This window comes from Mycobacterium sp. NPDC003323 (assembly GCF_053589535.1).
In genome coordinates, this window is record NZ_JBSFSB010000004.1 from 22,394 (window position 1) to 40,194 (window position 17,801).

At 66.6% G+C, this 17,801-nt stretch carries 20 protein-coding genes and 1 pseudogene; 7 read left to right on the plus strand and 14 right to left on the minus strand.

What is annotated here, in order from left to right:
- Positions 1-4: 4 nt before the first annotated feature.
- The 5 genes from ACWDUN_RS12280 to ACWDUN_RS12300 are packed head-to-tail and all read right to left on the minus strand — an operon-like array spanning position 5 to position 4,369.
- A complete protein-coding gene (locus tag ACWDUN_RS12280) occupies positions 5-1,027 on the minus strand; it encodes a 2Fe-2S iron-sulfur cluster-binding protein (protein ID WP_449928882.1) in 1,023 nt (340 codons plus the stop codon).
- A 33-nt stretch (positions 1,028-1,060) separates the two neighbouring features.
- Positions 1,061-1,519 carry a MarR family winged helix-turn-helix transcriptional regulator gene (locus ACWDUN_RS12285; protein ID WP_449929529.1) on the minus strand — a complete coding sequence of 153 codons (459 nt, stop codon included), beginning with the start codon at positions 1,517-1,519 and terminating at the stop codon, positions 1,061-1,063.
- A gap of 33 nt (positions 1,520-1,552) precedes the next feature.
- The gene (locus tag ACWDUN_RS12290) at positions 1,553-2,791 is read right to left on the minus strand and encodes an amidohydrolase family protein (protein ID WP_449928884.1); all 1,239 of its coding nucleotides are present in this window, start codon (positions 2,789-2,791) and stop codon (positions 1,553-1,555) included.
- Positions 2,788-3,108, minus strand: coding sequence for a hypothetical protein (locus ACWDUN_RS12295; RefSeq protein ID WP_449928886.1), 321 nt, complete (start codon positions 3,106-3,108; stop codon positions 2,788-2,790). Before ACWDUN_RS12295 ends, ACWDUN_RS12290 begins: the two co-directional genes overlap by 4 nt.
- Positions 3,086-4,369 carry an aromatic ring-hydroxylating oxygenase subunit alpha gene (locus ACWDUN_RS12300; protein WP_449928888.1) on the minus strand — a complete coding sequence of 428 codons (1,284 nt, stop codon included), beginning with the start codon at positions 4,367-4,369 and terminating at the stop codon, positions 3,086-3,088. Before ACWDUN_RS12300 ends, ACWDUN_RS12295 begins: the two co-directional genes overlap by 23 nt.
- An 85-nt stretch (positions 4,370-4,454) precedes the next feature.
- Here ACWDUN_RS12300 and ACWDUN_RS12305 point away from each other — a divergent pair, with 85 nt between their 5' ends.
- Genes ACWDUN_RS12305 through ACWDUN_RS12315 form a run of 3 tightly spaced genes read left to right on the plus strand, consistent with a single transcriptional unit; the run spans position 4,455 to position 7,656 of the window.
- Positions 4,455-6,950, plus strand: coding sequence for a DEAD/DEAH box helicase (locus ACWDUN_RS12305; RefSeq protein ID WP_449928889.1), 2,496 nt, complete (start codon positions 4,455-4,457; stop codon positions 6,948-6,950).
- A 32-nt stretch (positions 6,951-6,982) separates the two neighbouring features.
- Positions 6,983-7,270 (plus strand): ArsR/SmtB family transcription factor, encoded by a 288-nt coding sequence (locus ACWDUN_RS12310; protein ID WP_449928891.1) that lies wholly within the window; start codon positions 6,983-6,985, stop codon positions 7,268-7,270.
- Positions 7,267-7,656 carry a VOC family protein gene (locus tag ACWDUN_RS12315; protein WP_449928893.1) on the plus strand — a complete coding sequence of 130 codons (390 nt, stop codon included), beginning with the start codon at positions 7,267-7,269 and terminating at the stop codon, positions 7,654-7,656. The genes ACWDUN_RS12310 and ACWDUN_RS12315 overlap by 4 nt, the downstream gene beginning before the upstream one ends.
- On the opposite strand, the gene ACWDUN_RS12320 is transcribed toward ACWDUN_RS12315, so the two are convergent.
- From ACWDUN_RS12320 to ACWDUN_RS12340, 5 genes and pseudogenes are all read right to left on the minus strand, one after another.
- Positions 7,631-8,764 (minus strand): 1,4-beta-xylanase, encoded by a 1,134-nt coding sequence (locus ACWDUN_RS12320; protein ID WP_449928895.1) that lies wholly within the window; start codon positions 8,762-8,764, stop codon positions 7,631-7,633. The two genes, ACWDUN_RS12315 and ACWDUN_RS12320, sit on opposite strands and share 26 nt — an antisense overlap.
- Before the next feature lie 111 nt (positions 8,765-8,875).
- A complete protein-coding gene (locus ACWDUN_RS12325; RefSeq protein WP_449928897.1) occupies positions 8,876-10,054 on the minus strand; it encodes a zinc-dependent alcohol dehydrogenase in 1,179 nt (392 codons plus the stop codon).
- 46 nt (positions 10,055-10,100) lie between these two features.
- Positions 10,101-11,600 (minus strand): FAD-dependent oxidoreductase, encoded by a 1,500-nt coding sequence (locus ACWDUN_RS12330; RefSeq protein ID WP_449928899.1) that lies wholly within the window; start codon positions 11,598-11,600, stop codon positions 10,101-10,103.
- A complete protein-coding gene (locus ACWDUN_RS12335) occupies positions 11,597-11,740 on the minus strand; it encodes a hypothetical protein (RefSeq protein WP_449928901.1) in 144 nt (47 codons plus the stop codon). The genes ACWDUN_RS12330 and ACWDUN_RS12335 overlap by 4 nt, the downstream gene beginning before the upstream one ends.
- 35 nt (positions 11,741-11,775) lie before the next feature.
- Positions 11,776-13,059 (minus strand): annotated as a pseudogene (locus ACWDUN_RS12340) (aldehyde dehydrogenase family protein); the annotation flags it as partial.
- Positions 13,060-13,149: 90 nt separating this feature from the next.
- On the opposite strand from ACWDUN_RS12340, the gene ACWDUN_RS12345 reads away from it, so the two are divergent.
- A complete protein-coding gene (locus ACWDUN_RS12345; protein WP_449928903.1) occupies positions 13,150-14,253 on the plus strand; it encodes an Rv2629 family ribosome hibernation factor in 1,104 nt (367 codons plus the stop codon).
- Here the strand turns inward: ACWDUN_RS12345 and ACWDUN_RS12350 are convergent.
- Positions 14,250-14,441 (minus strand): hypothetical protein, encoded by a 192-nt coding sequence (locus ACWDUN_RS12350; RefSeq protein WP_449928905.1) that lies wholly within the window; start codon positions 14,439-14,441, stop codon positions 14,250-14,252. The two genes, ACWDUN_RS12345 and ACWDUN_RS12350, sit on opposite strands and share 4 nt — an antisense overlap.
- A 52-nt stretch (positions 14,442-14,493) precedes the next feature.
- Between ACWDUN_RS12350 and ACWDUN_RS12355 the strand changes: the two genes are divergently transcribed.
- Positions 14,494-15,279 (plus strand): SDR family NAD(P)-dependent oxidoreductase, encoded by a 786-nt coding sequence (locus ACWDUN_RS12355; RefSeq protein ID WP_449928907.1) that lies wholly within the window; start codon positions 14,494-14,496, stop codon positions 15,277-15,279.
- Between the two features lie 3 nt (positions 15,280-15,282).
- Here the strand turns inward: ACWDUN_RS12355 and ACWDUN_RS12360 are convergent, their stop codons facing one another.
- Positions 15,283-15,960: a DsbA family oxidoreductase gene (locus tag ACWDUN_RS12360; protein WP_449928909.1), complete on the minus strand. Its 678-nt coding sequence runs from the start codon at positions 15,958-15,960 to the stop codon at positions 15,283-15,285.
- 77 nt (positions 15,961-16,037) lie between these two features.
- Between ACWDUN_RS12360 and ACWDUN_RS12365 the strand changes: the two genes are divergently transcribed.
- A complete protein-coding gene (locus ACWDUN_RS12365; RefSeq protein WP_449928911.1) occupies positions 16,038-16,220 on the plus strand; it encodes a hypothetical protein in 183 nt (60 codons plus the stop codon).
- Here ACWDUN_RS12365 and ACWDUN_RS12370 read toward each other — a convergent pair whose 3' ends face one another.
- A complete protein-coding gene (locus ACWDUN_RS12370) occupies positions 16,221-16,985 on the minus strand; it encodes an endonuclease/exonuclease/phosphatase family protein (RefSeq protein WP_449928913.1) in 765 nt (254 codons plus the stop codon). It lies immediately after the preceding gene.
- A gap of 23 nt (positions 16,986-17,008) precedes the next feature.
- Here ACWDUN_RS12370 and ACWDUN_RS12375 point away from each other — a divergent pair, with 23 nt between their 5' ends.
- Complete coding sequence (locus ACWDUN_RS12375; protein WP_449928915.1) at positions 17,009-17,557, plus strand: hypothetical protein; 549 nt, start codon at positions 17,009-17,011, stop codon at positions 17,555-17,557.
- Here ACWDUN_RS12375 and ACWDUN_RS12380 read toward each other — a convergent pair.
- Entirely contained in the window at positions 17,544-17,801 is a 258-nt protein-coding gene (locus ACWDUN_RS12380) for a DUF7218 family protein (RefSeq protein ID WP_449928917.1), read from the minus strand. The genes ACWDUN_RS12375 and ACWDUN_RS12380 overlap by 14 nt on opposite strands.

Consider the following 17,801-nt stretch of genomic DNA (forward strand, 5'->3'; position numbering starts at 1 on the left):
GCTCCTACTCGTAGACAAACCGGACGGTGCGGCTGGTGGGCAGCGCCTGACAGGTGACCACCAGCCCGTCGGCCACCTCGTCCTCGTCGAGCGCGTCGTTGTTGAGCAGCCGCGCGCTGCCCTCGGTCACCTGCGCGATACATGTTCCGCAGGAACCGGTTTCGCATGAGGACGGCGCCTTGAGTCCGGCCATCCGGGCCATCTGCAGCAGCGTGTGTCCGGCCCGGTAGTTCACGGTGACCACCTGGCGGTCCAGTTCGATGGTCACCTGCTCGGTCACCGGGACTTCCTCCACCGGCACGGGTGCCACACTGAAGCGTTCCAGGTGGATCTGCGATGCCGGCACACCGGCGGCCAGTAGGGCCTGTTCGACGGTGTCCATGAACGGAGCGGGTCCGCAGACATAGAAGTCCGCCGCCGCCAGATCATCGATGCCGGCGAGGTATCCCTTGACCATCTCGGCGGTGACCACACCGCGCTCGACATCGAGATGGTGCTCGACACCGAATCGGTCGCCGTGTGCGCCCGCCAGACCGGTGAGTGCGTCGTCGAAGATGATCGACTCGGCGGCGCGGTTGGCGTAGAACAGTCGGACCCGGCCATCCGGTTCGGCCAGGGCGGTCTGGATCAGTGAGAAGACCGGGGTGATACCGCTACCGCCGGCGAATGCCACCAGTTCCCGGTCGCTGCGCGACCGGACGAACCGCCCGTCGGGGACCCCGACCTCGAGGTGGTCGCCTGCGGCGACATGATCGTTCATCCAGTTCGACACCACACCGTCGCCGTCGCGCTTGACCGTGACCCGCAGGTCCTGCTGCAACGCGGGCGAGGACGACATCGAGTAACAGCGGCGGTACTGCTGCCCATCCACGGTGACCCGCACCGTGAGGAACTGCCCGGCCTGATAGCGGAAGCGCTGCCGGTGCTCGGCGGGGACGTCGAACACCAGCGACATCGCGTCACGGGTCTCCCGCACCACCTGCTTTACGCGCAGTGGTTCGAAATCGTCGACAACCGGGGAACTCATCCCCGGTAGGTTATCAAGTACTTGTCATCAATCTCAAGTACTTGTGTCTATGTGATCGGAGTACAGCGTATGCCCGGTGCCCTGCTCCACCACCCGGCTCAGCAGCACTCGAAGTTGTTCCTGCTCTTCGTGATCGAGCACACCGAACACCTTGTCGTGCGCCCGGATCGCGTCGCTGACGACGGCCGCGGCGACCGTGCGCCCCTCACCGGTCAGGAACACCTGCAGGATCCGCCCGTGTTGCGGGTCCTGTTTGCGTTCGATGAGTCCGCGGCGCTCCAATGCCGAAAGCGCCAACTGGACACCCTGCGGGCTGATCAGCAGACGACGGGCCAACTCGGCACCGGACAGACCCGGCTCATTGGTCAATTGGCGCAGCACGCCGATCTGCGCGGTGCTGACACCGTGCGGTTTGACGGCGTCGTTGACGGTGGTCAAGGAGAAATAGAAGGCCTGTTTGAGCAGCCAGAGAATGTTGTCGGTGAGCTCGATGCCGTTCTTGTCAGCCATCTGGCCTGTCATCTCCTAGCTCTTGACGACCACGCCGTCCTTCATGACGAAGCGCACGTCCAGGGTGGACGTGATATCGCGGGACACATCGCCCGGCACGGCGATGATATCGGCCAGATAGCCCGGCGCCAGCCGTCCCAATTCATGATCGGCATCGATCAGTTCGGCACTGACGACGGTGGCGGCCCGGATCGCCTGCATGGGAGTCATCCCGCGCTGCACCAGGGCGCCGAGCTCCTTGGCGTTCTGACCGTGCGGGATGGCCGGCGCGTCGGTTCCGCAGGCGATCCGAACCCCGGCCGCAATGGCTCTGGGCAGCATCGCCTTTGCCTGCGGGAACACCTCCAGGGCCTTCTTGCGCAGTTCCGGTGCGATGCGATCGATGGCCATCGCATCGGTCAGATAGGTCGTCGACACCAGGAACGTACCGTGATCGACCATCATCGCGATGGTGTCGTCACTGGCCAGGAAGCCGTGTTCGATGCAGTCGATACCGGCCCGGATGCACGCCCGGATGGCACTGTCGCCCACGGCGTGTGCGGCGACCCGGACGCCGGCACGGTGCGCCTCGTCGGCGATGGCCTCGAACTCGGCGTCGGAGTACTGCTGAGCGCCGGGAGCGGTGCTGTGCGACATGACACCGCCGGATGCCGACACCTTGATCAGCTTCGCGCCGTGCCGGATCTGGTAGCGAACGCAGGCGATGACATCCGGCACGCCGTTGGCGATCCCCTCGGCCACCGACAGCGGCATGACGCCGGGCGCCAACCGTTGGAAGACCGTGGGATCCAGGTGCCCACCATAGGGCGTGACGGCATGACCGGCGGGGTAGATCCGCGGTCCGGCGTGCCAGCCCTGGTCGATGGCCCGCTGCAGGGCGACGTCGAGCAGGTATCCCCCGGTCTTGACCATCAGGCCGAGGTTGCGCACGGTGGTGAATCCCGCCTCCAGCGTGGTCCGCGCGTTCACCGCACCGCGCAGGGTTCGATAGGCCGGGTCGTCCTGGACGCCGTGCATCGGGGTGGGCAGGCCCTCGGGGCTGCCCGGGCCACCGATCAGCAGGTTGAGCTCCATGTCCATCAGACCGGGCAGCAGCGTCACGTCACCCAGGTCGATCTCGGTGGCCGAATCCGGCAGCGGCCCTTGCGGATCGACCGCGGTGATGCGGTTGCCCTCGATCACCAGCACGGCCGGTGTGTGGATCTCACCGGTGTCGACATCGGCCCAGCGCGCGGCCTTCAATATGGTGCTCAAGGGACGGGCTCGTAGACGCAGTCCAGGCTGGTCGCCCCGGAGTCCGGGACGCGAGGTTGCTTCCAGCATTCCACCGGGAAGGACACCGTCACCATCGAATACAGCAGGTGCATCAGGTTCAGCACATCCTCGGGCATATCGTCGAGGCCGAACTTGTCGCAGTAGGAGATCGCCTCCTCCGCGCGCGCGGTGATCGCGTCGTAGAAGGCCTGCATCTCGGTCATCGAACTGCCGAGCCGCTTGGCGTAACGCTGCGCTTCGGTGCCCAGGCACCAGTCCGAGAATGGTTCCAGGTCAGCGAATTCCGCTGGCAGCATGCTGTGCGCTCCCCCGTTGGTAGTCCTCGATCCAGGCCGCGGTCTCCTTGTGCAGGTGGCGCAGCAGGATCTCCTGGTCGCAGTAGAGGAACTCGTCCACCACGCGTGATTCGATGCTGGTCTGGGTGGCCTCCAGCGTGTTGGCGTCCTGCAGGCCGTACTCCTTGAAGGAGGCCGCCGCGAGCTCCTGGGCCAGCCGTTCGCGCGGGGTGCGCGGCTGCGGGAAGTACAGCGTGCACTCGAAGGTGTGGGTGTGAAACGATGTGGGCCAGTAGTGGTAGGTCAGATACCAGCCCTGACCCCAGAACAGGATGACGAAGTTGGGGAAGAGCTGGAACGAATCCAGGCCCCACGGATCGCATTTCGCCGGATTCAGGCCCTCGGGCATCTCTCCGAGATCCGGTTTGTCCCACGGTCCGAACAACCCGCTCTGGCAGATGTCCTCGATCGGTTTGCGCATCTCCTCGGCCATTTCCCAGGCCCGTACGCCGGATGTGCTGACCAGCCGGTGCGGGCCCTCGATGCGGTAGTGCGGCGCCTCGAATCCGGCCTGCGCGGCGGCCTTGGAGTAGGCGGTGGGCGTCTGGTTCGCGTGCAACACCGGGGCGTGGTAGAACTCCTGGAACGCGTCCATGTAGAGCTTCCAGTTGGCCTTCACCTCGGACCGATAGGTGAAGCGCGAGGTCATCTTGTCGAACGGGTAACCGGCCAGGTCGGTGATCATCGGGCCGAGGAACTCCGTCAGCGTCTGCTCGGGTTCCGATGCGAAGTTGACGAAGATGAAGCCCTCCCAGACCTCACAGTGCACGGGAACCAACCCGTAGCGCTGCTTGTCCAGGTCGAAGAACTCCTCCTCCTGCTGGACGTAGGTCAGGTTACCGTCGAGGTCGTAGCGCCAGGCGTGGTACTTGCAGATGAACTGGCGGCACACCCCGCTGGTGTCTTCCAGCGGCATGTCGTTCCACACCAGCTTGTTGCCGCGGTGCCGGCAGATGTTGTGGTATGCCTTCACCTCGCCCTTGGTGGTGCGGCAGACGATGATCGAGGTGTTGGCCGCCTTCATCTCCTTGGTGAAGTAGCTGCCCTTGCGCGGCAGCAGTTCGACGCGGCCGACATTCAGCCAGGCGCGCTTGAAGATCGCCCGGCGTTCCAGTTCGTAGATCTCGGGGTTGATTGAGTCCTCGTAGGACACCGGTCCGGTCCCCAACTCGGGATAGTGCTCGGTCCAGCTGCCTTCTGCGGGTTTGGGGAATCTGGCCATGAACAGTGACGCTAACGCCGCCCGAGTCCAATGACAAGTAGTTGATATTCGCGATGTCCGCCGATTTGGCAGGCTGGTGTCCAACATGACGCTTCCCCGCCCCGCCGCCGATCCCGATGCCGACCCCGACGAGCTGTTCACCTCCTTCAGCCAGTGGGCCGCCGACAACGGCACGCAGCTCTACCCCGCGCAGGAGGAGGCGCTGATCGAATTGGTCAGCGGCAGCAATGTCGTGCTGGCCACGCCCACCGGTTCGGGCAAGTCCCTGGTGGCCACCGGTGCGATCTATGCCGCGCTGGCCGCCGACCGAGTCAGCTTCTACACCGCACCGATCAAGGCCCTGGTCAGCGAGAAGTTCTTCGCGCTGTGCGCTGTGTTCGGCGCGGACAACGTCGGCATGCTCACCGGTGATGCCGCGGTGAACGCCGACGCACCGATCATCGCGTGTACCGCCGAGATCCTGGCGAATATCGCGCTGCGTGAGGGTCGCGACGCCGATATCGGCCTGGTCGTGATGGACGAGTTCCACTTCTACGGCGACCCCGACCGCGGCTGGGCCTGGCAGGTGCCGCTCCTCGAACTGCCGCAGGCGCAGTTCCTGCTGATGTCGGCGACGCTGGGTGATGTCACCTTTCTGCGCAGCGATCTCACCCGCCGCACCGGGCGGCCGACCGCGCTGGTGACCGGTGCGCATCGTCCGGTGCCGCTGTTCTACTCGTATGCGACCACGCCGATGCACGAGACCATCGGCGATCTGCTCGACACCCGGCAGGCCCCGGTCTACGTCGTGCACTTCACCCAGGCCTCCGCGCTGGAGCGGGCCCAGGCGCTGATGAGTGTCAACGTCTCGACCAAGGACGAGAAGGCCGCCATCGCCGAGCATATCGGCGCCTTCCGCTTCTCCACCGCGTTCGGCTCCACGCTGAGCCGTCTGGTCCGTCACGGTATCGGGGTCCACCACGCGGGCATGCTGCCGAAGTACCGCCGGCTGGTCGAACAGCTGGCCCAGGCCGGTCTGCTCAAGGTCATCTGCGGTACCGACACCTTGGGCGTCGGGATCAACGTCCCGATCCGCACCGTGGTGTTCTCGGCACTGTCCAAGTACGACGGCACCCGCACCCGATTGCTCAATGCCCGCGAATTCCACCAGATCGCCGGCCGCGCCGGACGCGCCGGATTCGACACCGTCGGCAATGTCGTGGTGCAGGCGCCCGATCACGAGGTCGAGAACCTCAAGCAGTTCGCCAAGGTCGCCGACGATCCCAAGAAGCGGCGGAAGCTGGTGCGTCGCAAGGTTCCCGAGGGCATGGTGCCGTGGAGCGAGAAGACGATGACCCGCCTGGTCGATGCCGCCCCGGAGGCCCTGACCAGCCATATGAGGGTGACGACGGCGATGGTGCTCGATGTCGTCGACCGCCCCGGTGACCCGTTCGCGGCCATGCGCACCCTGCTCACCGACAACCACGAACCGCGCAAGCGTCAGCTGCGACTGATCCGCGAGGCCATTGGTATCGCCCGTTCGCTGCTGCAGGCCGGGGTACTGGAACGGATCCCCGGACCACCCGCCCGGTACCAGTTGACTGTCGATCTGCCAACGGATTTCGCGCTCAATCAGCCGCTGTCGACGTTTGCGCTGGCCGCCGTCGAGGCGCTCGATCCCGACGCGCCGACCTATGCGCTGGACGTCGTCTCGGTGATCGAGGCGACGCTGGAGGATCCCCGGCAGATCCTGGCCGCTCAGCTCAAGAAGGCCCGCGGCGAGGCGGTCGCGGCGATGAAGGCCGAGGGCATCGAATACGACCAGCGCATCGAACTGCTCGATGAGGTGAGCTATCCCAAACCGCTGGTCGAACTGCTCGAGCACACCTATGCGGTGTACCTGCAGACCAACCCGTGGGCCGCCGATGCCGCGCTGTCACCGAAGTCGGTGGTACGCGAGATGTGGGAGCGGGCCATGACGTTTCGCGAGTACGTCAGCGAGTACGGGCTGACGCGCTCGGAGGGGGCGGTGCTGCGCTACCTGTCCGATGTGTTCAAGGCGCTGCGCTCGGGCGTGTCCGCGGCGGCCCGCACCGAAGAGGTCACCGATATCGTCGAGTGGCTCGGTGAACTCGTCCGCCAGGTGGATTCGAGCCTGCTCGACGAGTGGGAGCAGCTGACCAGTCCCGAGTTGCCCCATGATGTGCCGGTCGCGGTACCGGCGCGGCCACGACCGCTGACCGGCAACGAGCGCGCCTTCACGGCGATGGTGCGCAATGCCCTGTTCCGGCGGGTCGAGTTGTTCGCGCGGCGTCGCTGGGACGAACTCGGGGAGCTCGACAGCGGTTCCGGCTGGAACGCGCAGCGGTGGGCCGAGGTGGGCGAGGCGTACTACGACGAGCACGCCGATGTCGGGATCGGCCCCGACGCACGCGGGCCCGCATTGCTGATGATCGACCGGCAGCCGGGGCGCTGGCTGGTGCGCCAGATCCTGGATGACCCTGCGCGCGACCATGATTGGGCCATCGTCGCCGAGGTCGACCTGCAGGATTCCGACGAACAGGGCACACCCGTGATCGCGCTGAGCGACGTCACCCATTGACAGGCAAGTAGCAACTTGCCTATCGTGGCGGCATGGGTGACGTCTTCAAAGCACTCGCCGACGCCACCCGGCGCAGGATCCTGGACGAGTTGACCGAGCGCGACGGTCAGACCCTGTTCGAGATCTGCGCGCGTCTGACCACCAAACATGGTCTCGCATCCTCACGTCAGGCGGTGTCGCAGCACCTGGAGGTGCTCGCGGCGGCCGGCCTGGTGCAGACCCGGCGCGAGGGTCGCTACAAGTTCCACCACATCGACACCGCGCCATTGGAACCGATCGTCGCACGTTGGCTCAGCAAACCCGGAGGGGAGACGAAATGAGGATCAGCTACGTCAGTGTTCTCGTCGATGACCAGGACAAGGCCCTGAAGTTCTACACCGAGACGCTCGGTTTCCGACTCAAACACGATGTGCCCATGGGTGGCGGCCCGCGCTGGATCACGGTGGTGTCGCCGCAGGATCCCGATGGCACCGAACTGGTCTTGGAACCCGACGGTCACCCCGCCGCCAAACCGTTCAAGGACGCGCTCACCGATGACGGAATCCCCTTCACCGCCTTCGTCGTCGACGATGTGCACGCCGAACACCGGAGGCTGAGCGAGCGGGGTGTCCGCTTCACCCAGCAGCCCACCGAGATGGGGCCGGTGACCACCGCGGTATTCGACGACACCTGCGGCAATCTCATTCAAATCCAGTCAACTTCCTGATCGTGTCGACCTCGTGCGGCCGGTAGGGCCGCCCGTCGTCGAAGATCAGATCGTGGAACCACTCTCGGGGCGGCTCCTTGTCGTACGGCTTGTCCCAGGAGTCCCACGGCAGGAATGTCTGGGTTTTGCCCGCCACCAGACCCCACGTGTAGGCCGCCACATGACGGCGCTTGGCCACCGGGAGCACACCCTCGATGGTGCTGCCCTCGGTGCGGGCCAGGTATTCCGTGCACATGAGCGGACGGCCCCAGGGCTGCAGTTCCTCGATCCGACGTTCGAAGCCCTGCGGGTTGTCATAGCTGTGGAAGCTCAGCACATCGGCCAGATCGAGCTGGATGCCGGCCATCTCGCTGCGGCGTGATGCATCACCCCATTCGCCCTCCCACACGCCGGTCGTCAGCGGCTGTATCGGGTCGACCGTGCGGGCCCACCGGAACACCTGCGGCAGCAGATCGGCCACCAGCTCCGGCTTGTCCTCGCGTTCGACGTTCTTGTAGACCGCGGCGGGATTGTCCGGCTCGTTCCACAGATCCCAACCGAGCACCCGCTTGTCGTTACGGAACTGGGTGAGCACGCGAATGACATACTCCTGCAACACCTGCCGATACCGCCGGTCATCGAGCCGGTCGGCGCCCGGGCTCTGCACCCAGCCCGAGTTGTGCACGCCCGGTCTCGGGGCGCGCTGTGGGCCGCTCTTGGGCAACGGATCCCAACACGAGTCGAACAGCACCAGCAGAGGCCGGATATGGTGCTTGGCGGCGATGTCGACGAACTGGCCCAGCCGCCGGTGAAATCCCACCCGGTCCTGGGTCCAGAGCTGGTCGTGTAGGAACACCCGAACGGTGTTCAGCCCGATCGAACGGGCCATCCGCAGCTCGCTGTCGATCCGCGCCGGATCAAAGGTGTTCGCCTGGAACATCTCCAGCTGGTTGATCGCGTTGGAGGGGATGTAGTTGGCACCCACCAACCAACCCTGGGCACGGAACCAGCGATGTGCCCGGTCGTTGGACCACCGACCGGGCGCTGCGGCGGCCCGCGGTGCCAGCGAAAGCGCTGCGGCCGCGGGCGGCGCCAACAGCGGAAGTTTGAGAAGTGTTCTGCGGCCCACCGTTTGTCTGGTTTGAATTCCATTGGTGTGTCTCAGATCACGTACCAATATGCCGTCCTTCGATTTCGTCTGCCGTCATCGACCCCCGGACAGCACCCACCGTACCCGGGCTCAGGGAGTCAGCACGACCTTCACCGCCCCCTCGGCCTTGCGCTGGAAGATGTCGTAGGCATACGGCGCGTCATCGAGTGGCAACGTGTGGCTGGCGAAACTGTCCACACCCAGCGGATCGGCGTCGGTGAGCAACGGCAGGATGTCGTCGACCCACTTCTTGACGTTCGCCTGGCCCATCCGCAGCTGCACCTGCTTGTCGAACAACGTCAGCATCGGCATCGGATCGGCCATTCCGCCGTACACACCGATCAGTGAGATCGTCCCGCCGCGCCGCACGATGTCGATGGCGGAGTACAGGGCGTCGAGCCGGTCCACACCGGCGTTCTGCAAGATCGGCTTGGCCAACGCATCCGGGAGCAGACCGGCAACCTGTTGTGCGGCCTTGGCCACCGGAGAGCCGTGTGCTTCCATGCCGACGGCGTCGATCACCGAATCGGTGCCCCGCCCGCCGGTCAACTCGCGGACCGCATCGCCGAGGTTCGGGTTCTCGTCGAGGTTCAGGGTGCGCAGCCCGCGATTCTGGGCGCGCGCCAGCCGCTCGGGGACGCGGTCCACCGCGATGACGTCATACCCGAGATGCGCGGCGATGCGGGCGGCCATGTCGCCGATGGGGCCGAGCCCCAGCACCGTGACCGAACCCCCCTCGGGGATATCGGCATAGGCCACCGCCTGCCACGCCGTCGGCAGCACATCGGACAGGTAGACGAACCGCGAGTCCGGCGGACCCTCGGGCACCTTGATATGCGTGAACTGGGCCTGCGGCACCCGCAGCAGTTCGGCCTGTCCGCCCGGGACCTGGCCATACAGTTCGGAGTATCCGAACAGTGCCGCGCCCATGCCGTGCTCGCGCACCTGGGTCGTCTCGCACTGGGTGTAGAGCTGCCGGTCGCACATGAAGCAGCTGCCACAGGAGATCTGGAACGGGATGACCACCCGGTCACCGACCTTGAGGTTGGTGACGTCCTTGCCCACCTCACGCACGATGCCCATCGGCTCGTGGCCGAGCACGTCGCCGGGGGTCATGAACGCACCGAGCACCTCGTACAGATGCAGGTCCGAACCACAGATGTTGGTCGATGTCACCTCGATGATGGCATCGGTCTGTTCTTCGATCTCCGGGTCGGGTACCTGCTCGACCCGGACGTCGCGTTTGCCTTGCCAGGTGACTGCTTTCATGACAGAGGCATTGCCCGTCGGCGTGGGGTCGAAACGGGTTGCGCCGTCAGGATCGTTTACTGGCCGTCAATCCCCGGGTGGCCGGCCCCTCCAGCAGCGTGCCGTCGGGCGCGAACCGCGAACCGTGCAGCGGGCATTCCCAGGCGCAGTCGGCATCATTCCAGGTGACGATGCCGCCCAAGTGTGGGCACACCGGTGAGACGGTGCGCTCGACGCCGTCGAGCTTGCTGTCGCCGTGCAGGTGCCACGGCGGGCCGGCGACGACACCGTGTCCCTCGGCGGGATCGTCGCTGCGGGTGATCGGCGCGACCCACCCCTTGGCCAGGTGGTAGCCGACCGAGAGGTTGTGTTTCAGCGCGGTCGACAGTCCGGCCAGTTCGTGGCGGCTCCAGGCGGCGAAGGCACCGGCCCACGGCATGTGCCCACCCAGGATCTGGCCGGACAGCGCCAACGCCGCGGCGATCCCGTTGGTCATGCCCCATTTGTCGAAGCCGGTGGCGACCCAGACATGCTGTGCCCCGGGCAGAATCGGTCCGGCGTAGGGCAGCTCGTCGATGGGCGAATAGTCCTGCGCCGACCAGAAATGGGTCTGGGTGGCGCCCGGATAGTGCTGTTTGGCCCAGTGCACCAATTCGCTGACCCCGCGCGCGGCATCGGTGGCGCGACCCACGGTGTGCCCTCCCCCACCGACGATCAGCAGATCTCCGTTCGGGATGGGTGCGTACCGGATGGACCGGGTCGGCGAGTCGGTGGACAGGAACATCGAACGGGTGATGTCGCCCGGCACGTCGAAGGCCACGCAGTAGGAGCGATGCGGGCTCACCTTGGCGAAGAATCCGCCGCGATCCAGGATGGGTATCCCGGTGGCCAGGATGCAGTGCTCGGCGGTGACCGTCGCCGTCGCCGCCCCCTCGGCCAGGTCGACGCTCAGGTGCAGCGGGTTGGATGCGGACACCGAGCGCACCCGCGCACCCTGCACCAGGGTCCCGCCGTGACGTTCGAGTTCCACGACGAAGCTGTCCAACAACGGGATCGGATCCAGCTGCAGCTGTTCGGGCAGCCGCACCCCGCCCGCGTAGGGGAACGGCACATCGGCATCGTCGACCCAGTCCACCGGGAGGCCGGCCGTGCGGCATGCGTCGAGTTCGGCGCGCGCGTCGGCGATCCCGGCACCGGTCTGGGCGTAGGTGTAGGCGTCTTCGCACTGCACGCTCAACCCGTGCGCCTCGCAGTAGCGCCCCAGCCAATCCCGGCCCTCGGTGTTGCCGGTGACGTAATCGCGCAGCACCTGGTCACCGTGTCGACGGTTGATCCGGGACAGTTTGGTGCCCTGCAGCAGGCTGACCTTCCCGGTCGTGTTGCCGGTGGTACCCGCACCGACGTGTCGGGCCTCCAGCACCACCACGCGCTTACCCGCCCGCGCGAGCAGCAGGGCCGTGCACAGGCCGGTGATGCCGGCACCGACCACGGCGACATCGAAACGGGTATCGGTCAGCGCGGCCGGGTCCACCACCTCGGTGCGGCCGTCGAGCCATAGCGATGTCATTCCTTGGTTTCCTCCCCTGTCTCTTCCGGCTCATCGGCACCTTCGGCCTGATCGGGCTGGGGCCGCAGGCGTTGCGGCTGGATCATTTCCGGGTCGGCGTCGGGATCGTAGTGATCGTCACCGCCGCGTTCGGTACTCATACCGCCCGGCGTACCCGCTGGTGCACCCCGCAAACTCAGCCCGGCGGCGCATAGTGCACGACCTTCACGGTGCTCATCTCGTCGAGGAGTTCAGGACCGTAGCCGAACCCCATCCCGCTGGCCCGCCGCGGTTGCGCCGACCCGCCGGGGGCACCGCCGAAGACGTTGTTGATCTTGACCGTTCCCACCGGAAGGCTGCGCCACGCCTGCTGTGCGCGGCTCATATCGGCGGTCAGCACCGTGGCGGCGAGGCCGAAACGATCATCGGCCGCCTCCGCAAGCGCGGCCCGGAAGTCGGCCACCACCCGTACCGCTGCCACCGGCCCGAACGTCTCGTCGACGAACACCAGCATGTCGGGCGTGCACCCGGTCAGAACCGTTGGTGCATAGTGATTTCCGGAGTACTCACCGCCGACGAGCAGCTGCGCGCCGCGGTGCGTCGCATCGCTGACGTGGCGTTGGACATGTTCGCGTTGCCGCTGGTCGACGAGCGGGCCGATGCGATCCGCCCAGGACTTCGCCTCGATCACCAGCGCGTCGATGAACGCGGCGGCCACCGACTCCACCACATAGATCCGCTCCACCGATACACAGATCTGACCCGCATTGGCGAACGCGCCGAGCGCGGCCTGCTCCGCGGCCCACCCGACGGGCACGTCCGCATCCACGATCAGCGCGTCGTTGCCGCCGTTCTCCAAAATGGCCTTCGCGCCACGCTGGGCGCAGGCGCAGGCGATATCGCGGCCGGTCGCCGAACTGCCGACGTGGGCGACCACGTCGACGAAGGGCGATGCCGCCAGATGCGCCCCGACCGCACCGTCACCGTCCACGATCTGAAGCACGCCCTCGGGCAGCGCAGCGGCCAGCAACTCGGCGAAACGCCGCCCGGTCTGCGGGCACCGTTCGCTCGGCTTGTGCACCACGGTGTTTCCCGTCACCAACGCGGCGCCCAGCAGGCCGGCGGCCACCGCAACCGGGTCGTTCCACGGTGTCAGCACCGCGACGACACCGCGTGGTTCGTTCACCATCAGATCGGTGGCGTTCCAGCCGCCGTTGAGACTGCGCCCGCGATGCACCGGGCCCAACTGCGCATACTGCATCAGCGTGCCGACGGCGGCCTCGACACCGCCGAGCGCATCGTCGCGGATCTTGCCGGTTTCTTGCACGTTGAGATCGGCGAGTTCCGTGGCGGCCGTCGAGACCGCGGTGGCCGCTGCGGCCACCGCGGCGGCCCGATCCGCCGCAGATGTGCCGGCCCAGTCCGCACGGGCCCGGCGGGCGCGGGTGATGGCGGCGTCGATGGTGGTTTGCATGGTGCTCGCGTACCCGCCAAACCGCGTTTGACACCCGCGCGTTTACCGCAGTGCGGGCCGGGCACCCCTGGCGGGTACGCCGAAGAAGGAGAAACTATGCGCGCTGATCGTTTTCGCAATCTGCTGTCCCGCGACGGCCCGTTCGTGTCGGTCCACTACGACAACTCCCATGACACCGAGGATGCGGTGGCACAGTTGGAGTTGCGCTGGCGCGCCATCCGGGATCAGCTGGAGGCTCAGGGCGTCGGCGCCGGCGTATCCGACGAATTGCAGCGTGCGGTGCTCGGCAACCTGCCGCCGGCCGGGCAGGCCGGGCGGGCGCTGGTCGCCGACCGCACTGGTGTCGTGTTGAACGAACCGCTGCTGCGCGGACCGGCCGTTCCGTTGGTGCGGGTGTCCCCACTGCCATACCTCATCCCGGTCGTGGAACACGGGCTGCTGACTCCGACGTATCTGGTCGTGGGCATCGACCGTGCCGGGGCCGATCTCACCGTGCACCAGGGCGATCACGACCGCAGCACCACCGTGGACGGCAGCGGCTATCCGGTGCACAAGGCCTCGGGCGCCGAGAGCGCCGGTTACGGCGATCCGCAACCACGGGCGGAGGAGGCGGCCCGCCAGAACGTGCGCGAGGTGACGCATGAGCTGACGATCCTGTGCGACGAGGTCAACCCCGACGCGGTGTTCCTGGTCGGCGAGGTCCGGGCCCGCCACGACCTGCTCACCGCGCTCCCGGCCCGCGTCCGGGACCGGGTGGTCACCCTGCAGGACGGGGCCCGGGGCAGTATCGACCGCACGCAGCTGCACGCCGATATCGACGAGCATTTCCAGTTGCGCCGCAACGCCGCCATCGACGCGGCCGCCCAGCAGTTCGTCGCGGCGCGCGACGGTGAGACGGGTCTGGCGGTTCAGGGCCTGACCGGGGTGTGCGCGGCCCTACGGGACGGAGCCGTGGAAACCCTGATCGTCGGGGAACTCGATGACCGCACGGTCGTGCTGGGCGAGCATCTCAGCGAGGTCGCCCCGAACGCCGACGTGCTGTCCGAACTCGGCGCCGCGCCGACCACGACGGTGCGCGCGGATGAGGCACTGCCGCTGCTGGCGGTGTCCACCGCCTCGGAGCTGATACGCACGGATGAGCGCATCAGTCCGAGGGATGGCGTCGGGGCGGTGCTGCGTTACCGACGGCGCCCCGCCTAGTCGGGCGAGCCCTCGCTGTCGTCGAAGAACGCCCAATCGCCGTCGTCGGACTTGACCTCCATGCGCCAGCCCAACTCCGAGTTGTCGGCCTTCGCGTCGACGAACCACGCGTGCGCGTCGCCGGCGCTTTCGATGTCCTTGGTGTCGACGACTTCGCCGTGGGGATTGAGAACTCGATAAGTAGCCATGGCACCTTGTTATCCCGTTTTTGCCCGTGCTAATCCCGGGTAGCCCGACCGCATGACAAACACGAGACTGGCGCTGGTGACCGGCGCCTCCAGTGGTATCGGCTTCGAACTGGCGACATTGTTCGCCGAGAACGGCTACGACGTGGTGGTCGCGGCCGAGGATGACGGAATTCGTTCGGTCCCAGACAAATTGGCCCGGCACGGCAGCCAGGTTCAGGCCGTACAGGTCGATCTCCGCGACGCCGAGGGGGTCGAGAACCTGTATGCGAGCGCCATCGCCGGTGGACGGGTGATCTCGGCGGCCGCGCTCAATGCGGGTGTCGGCACCGGCGACATGTTCCTCAAGACCGACCTCGCCGACGACATGTACGTCATCGACCTCAACGTCAAGTCGACGGTACATCTGGCGAAACTGGTTCTGCGCGACATGGCCAACCGTGGTGAGGGCAAGATTCTCTTCACGTCGTCGGTGGCGTCGATGATGCCGGGTTCCTATCAGAGCGTGTACAACGCATCGAAGTCGTTCGTCCAGTCGTTCAGCGAGGCCGTCCGCGACGAGATGCGGGATACCGACATCACCATCACCGCGTTGATGCCGGGCCCGACCGACACCAACTTCTTCCACCGCGCCGGCCTGGACAACACCCCGGTGGGCAAGATGGACAAGGACGATCCGGCGCAGGTTGCCCGCCAGGGATTCGACGCCATGATGCGCGGCGAGCAGAAGGTGATGGCGGGCTCGCTGCTGTCCAAGGCCATGGGCACCGTCAACCGCATACTGCCGGACAGGATCAAAGCCATTGGCAGCCGCCTGATCTCGGTGCCGCTGGGCAGGTGATCATCAGGAGGCGGCGCGGGCCACCAAGTCGTCCATGGCCGACGGGTCGTCGCTGTCGACGACCGGGAAGCCCGTTCCGGGTTCACCCTCCCAATGCAGTTTCACACCGGGATTGTGCACATCGGATCCGTCGTGCAGAAAGAAGTGCGGACTGCCCTGCACGTCCGGGGTGTATCGCCGGTAGGCGCGCATCATCTCTCCGCGCGCCGTCCCCTCCTCCAGATCCCGGCTCAGTTCGGTGGCGTCGACGTGGTCACATCCCTGCGCGACATCCACGATCTCGTGCAACAGCGATATCGGTCTGCTGTCGGTGAAAAAGGCGTGCCGCAGCGCCATGTCGAGCTCCTCGGCCGCACGCGCGGACTGTCGCTTGGCCGCGTGCACGGCCTCGTTCGCGAGCAACGAGGTGATCGGCCAGGTTGCCGAATCTCCCTGCCACGGCGACCATCCGAAGTCCGGTGCCAGCGCGCCGACCACCGGTATCTCGGCATCCAGGTACCGCTTGGGGATCGGGAACTTGTTCAGATCTTCGAGCAGGAACAGTTGGTGGTCCACCCGTAATCGGTCGGTCAGGCCCGCCCGCTCCCGTGCTTGGTAGAAGCGGTGCAACGACACCGTCGACCACCCGCACACCACATCGGTGAAGACGACAACTGTTCCCGGTTGCACTGTCACGCCCATACCCGCGGACTTCCCCGATGGCTGTACGCCAAACCTCATGTCGGTTGAGCCGCACCGGCCGCGGGTACCCCACGGCGATGACCGGTCCAGATCCCGAGAAGCGCGAATCCGAGCACAGCGAATCCGATGTACAGGACGACCCGAAGGTGGCCGCCTCGCGCGCCGACGGCGACGAGGGCGGCTCCTATGTCGGCCGCACCTTCGCCGACGACGATTTCGACAGCGGTGAATCCGGCGCCGAGGCGCGCAGCACCGACTGACTAACCGAGTTCGATGTCCACCGCCAGCGGGCGGTGATCCGACAGTTCCGCCGCCGGAGCGATGCAGTTGTGCGCGCACAGCGCCGGGTCGTCGGTGAGGATGTGGTCCAGCTGTCGGGTCGGCGCGTCGGCGGGAAACGTCGGCGCCGCGGCCAGGGACCGCAACCCCGACCATCGTGACGCGGTTTCCGGTGTCAGGTTGAGGTCGCCGGCCAGGATGTGCGGTCCCGGGAGTCCCTTCAGATCGCGCACCAGGCGCCGTAGCTGCCTGCGATTCCAACCGGGGACGAACGACAGATGCGTGTTGGCCACCGAGATGGGCCCCAGCGGGGTGTCGAGCTGGGCGATGACCGCGGCGCGTGGCTCCTCGTTGACGATCATGACCTTGTTGGGCCCCGGCAGATACACCGGGAAGCGCATCGGGATGCGGGGCAGCCGCACCACCTGCCAGCTGGTGGCCGGATAGCGCGACAGCAGCGCGATACCGTACGCGGCGGTGCCCGGTTGTTCTTCTCCGGTCGCCGCCATCCAGGTGGCGCCCGGGGTGCCCGCGATGGCGGCCACGAAGCGGTGCGCGACCGCCCCCATGGCCTCGGCCGCGACCGCGGTGAGGTCCGCCCGACCCGACCGCTGCTGCTCCAGATCTACTTCCTGCAAAGCCAGGATGTCGGGATCGAGCTGTTTGATGCACTCGGTCAACCGTGCCGGATGGACGCCGTCGCCCACCGTGCGGCCGTGCAGGATGTTGAAGGTCGCAATACGCATGGCCAGTGGGTACCCACCATGGCATGTCGACACATGAGGAACTGCGCGCGGCGCTGCGGACCGCCGCTTCGGCGTTCAAGGAGCACGGCCCGCGGTTCGCCTTGGCGGGCAGCTATGCGATCTGGGTTGCCGGCGGACCCGAGCCCGTCCATGACGTCGACTTCGTGGTGGCCGAGGCGGATACCGAGGCCGCTGCCACCACCCTGTGCAAGGCCGGTTTCCGGATCGAACGTCCGCCGGAGGACTGGTTGTTCAAGGCGCACAGCGATGACATCCTCGTCGACGTCCTGCACCGGCTCAACGGGGTGGTGGTGACCCCGGAGACCCTGAACTGCGCCGAAGAGCGCGATGTGCTGGCGATCCGGATGCCGGTGCTGCCCGTGACGTTCGTGCTGACCCAGAAGCTCAAGGCACTGGGCGAACACTACTGCGACTTCACCTCGCTGCTGCCGGCCGCCCGCGCCGTCCGGGAGCGGGTCGATTGGGACGCGGTGCGCGAGGCCACCGCGGACAACGATTTCGCGGTGGCCTTCCTGACGCTGGCCGACCGGCTGGGAATCAGTGATTCCTGAGCTTGTCGACCAACTTGTCCTTCGTCAGGTTCGAATAGCCCGACATGCCGAGTTCTTTGGCCCGCTTCTTCAGGTCGGACACGTTCCAGTCCTCGTACGAACCCGACTTGCCACCCTTGTGCCCGACCGAGGATTTGCCGCGGGCCGCGGCGGCGTTGGAGATCCGCGCCGCCTTCTCCTTGGAGTTGCCCTGATCGCGCAACTCCTCGTACATCTTCTCGTTCTTGATCGATGAGTTAGGCAT

Coding starts and splice junctions, on each gene's coding strand:
- ACWDUN_RS12280 (WP_449928882.1), bottom strand. CDS start 1,027: ATGAGTTCCCCGGTTGTCGACGATTTCGAACCACTGCGCGTAAAGCAG.
- ACWDUN_RS12295 (WP_449928886.1), bottom strand. CDS start 3,108: ATGCTGCCAGCGGAATTCGCTGACCTGGAACCATTCTCGGACTGGTGC.
- ACWDUN_RS12300 (WP_449928888.1), bottom strand. CDS start 4,369: ATGGCCAGATTCCCCAAACCCGCAGAAGGCAGCTGGACCGAGCACTAT.
- ACWDUN_RS12305 (WP_449928889.1), top strand. CDS start 4,455: ATGACGCTTCCCCGCCCCGCCGCCGATCCCGATGCCGACCCCGACGAG.
- ACWDUN_RS12310 (WP_449928891.1), top strand. CDS start 6,983: ATGGGTGACGTCTTCAAAGCACTCGCCGACGCCACCCGGCGCAGGATC.
- ACWDUN_RS12315 (WP_449928893.1), top strand. CDS start 7,267: ATGAGGATCAGCTACGTCAGTGTTCTCGTCGATGACCAGGACAAGGCC.
- ACWDUN_RS12325 (WP_449928897.1), bottom strand. CDS start 10,054: ATGAAAGCAGTCACCTGGCAAGGCAAACGCGACGTCCGGGTCGAGCAG.
- ACWDUN_RS12330 (WP_449928899.1), bottom strand. CDS start 11,600: ATGACATCGCTATGGCTCGACGGCCGCACCGAGGTGGTGGACCCGGCC.
- ACWDUN_RS12335 (WP_449928901.1), bottom strand. CDS start 11,740: ATGAGTACCGAACGCGGCGGTGACGATCACTACGATCCCGACGCCGAC.
- ACWDUN_RS12345 (WP_449928903.1), top strand. CDS start 13,150: ATGCGCGCTGATCGTTTTCGCAATCTGCTGTCCCGCGACGGCCCGTTC.
- ACWDUN_RS12350 (WP_449928905.1), bottom strand. CDS start 14,441: ATGGCTACTTATCGAGTTCTCAATCCCCACGGCGAAGTCGTCGACACC.
- ACWDUN_RS12355 (WP_449928907.1), top strand. CDS start 14,494: ATGACAAACACGAGACTGGCGCTGGTGACCGGCGCCTCCAGTGGTATC.
- ACWDUN_RS12360 (WP_449928909.1), bottom strand. CDS start 15,960: ATGGGCGTGACAGTGCAACCGGGAACAGTTGTCGTCTTCACCGATGTG.
- ACWDUN_RS12365 (WP_449928911.1), top strand. CDS start 16,038: ATGACCGGTCCAGATCCCGAGAAGCGCGAATCCGAGCACAGCGAATCC.
- ACWDUN_RS12370 (WP_449928913.1), bottom strand. CDS start 16,985: ATGCGTATTGCGACCTTCAACATCCTGCACGGCCGCACGGTGGGCGAC.
- ACWDUN_RS12375 (WP_449928915.1), top strand. CDS start 17,009: ATGTCGACACATGAGGAACTGCGCGCGGCGCTGCGGACCGCCGCTTCG.
- ACWDUN_RS12380 (WP_449928917.1), bottom strand. CDS start 17,801: ATGCCTAACTCATCGATCAAGAACGAGAAGATGTACGAGGAGTTGCGC.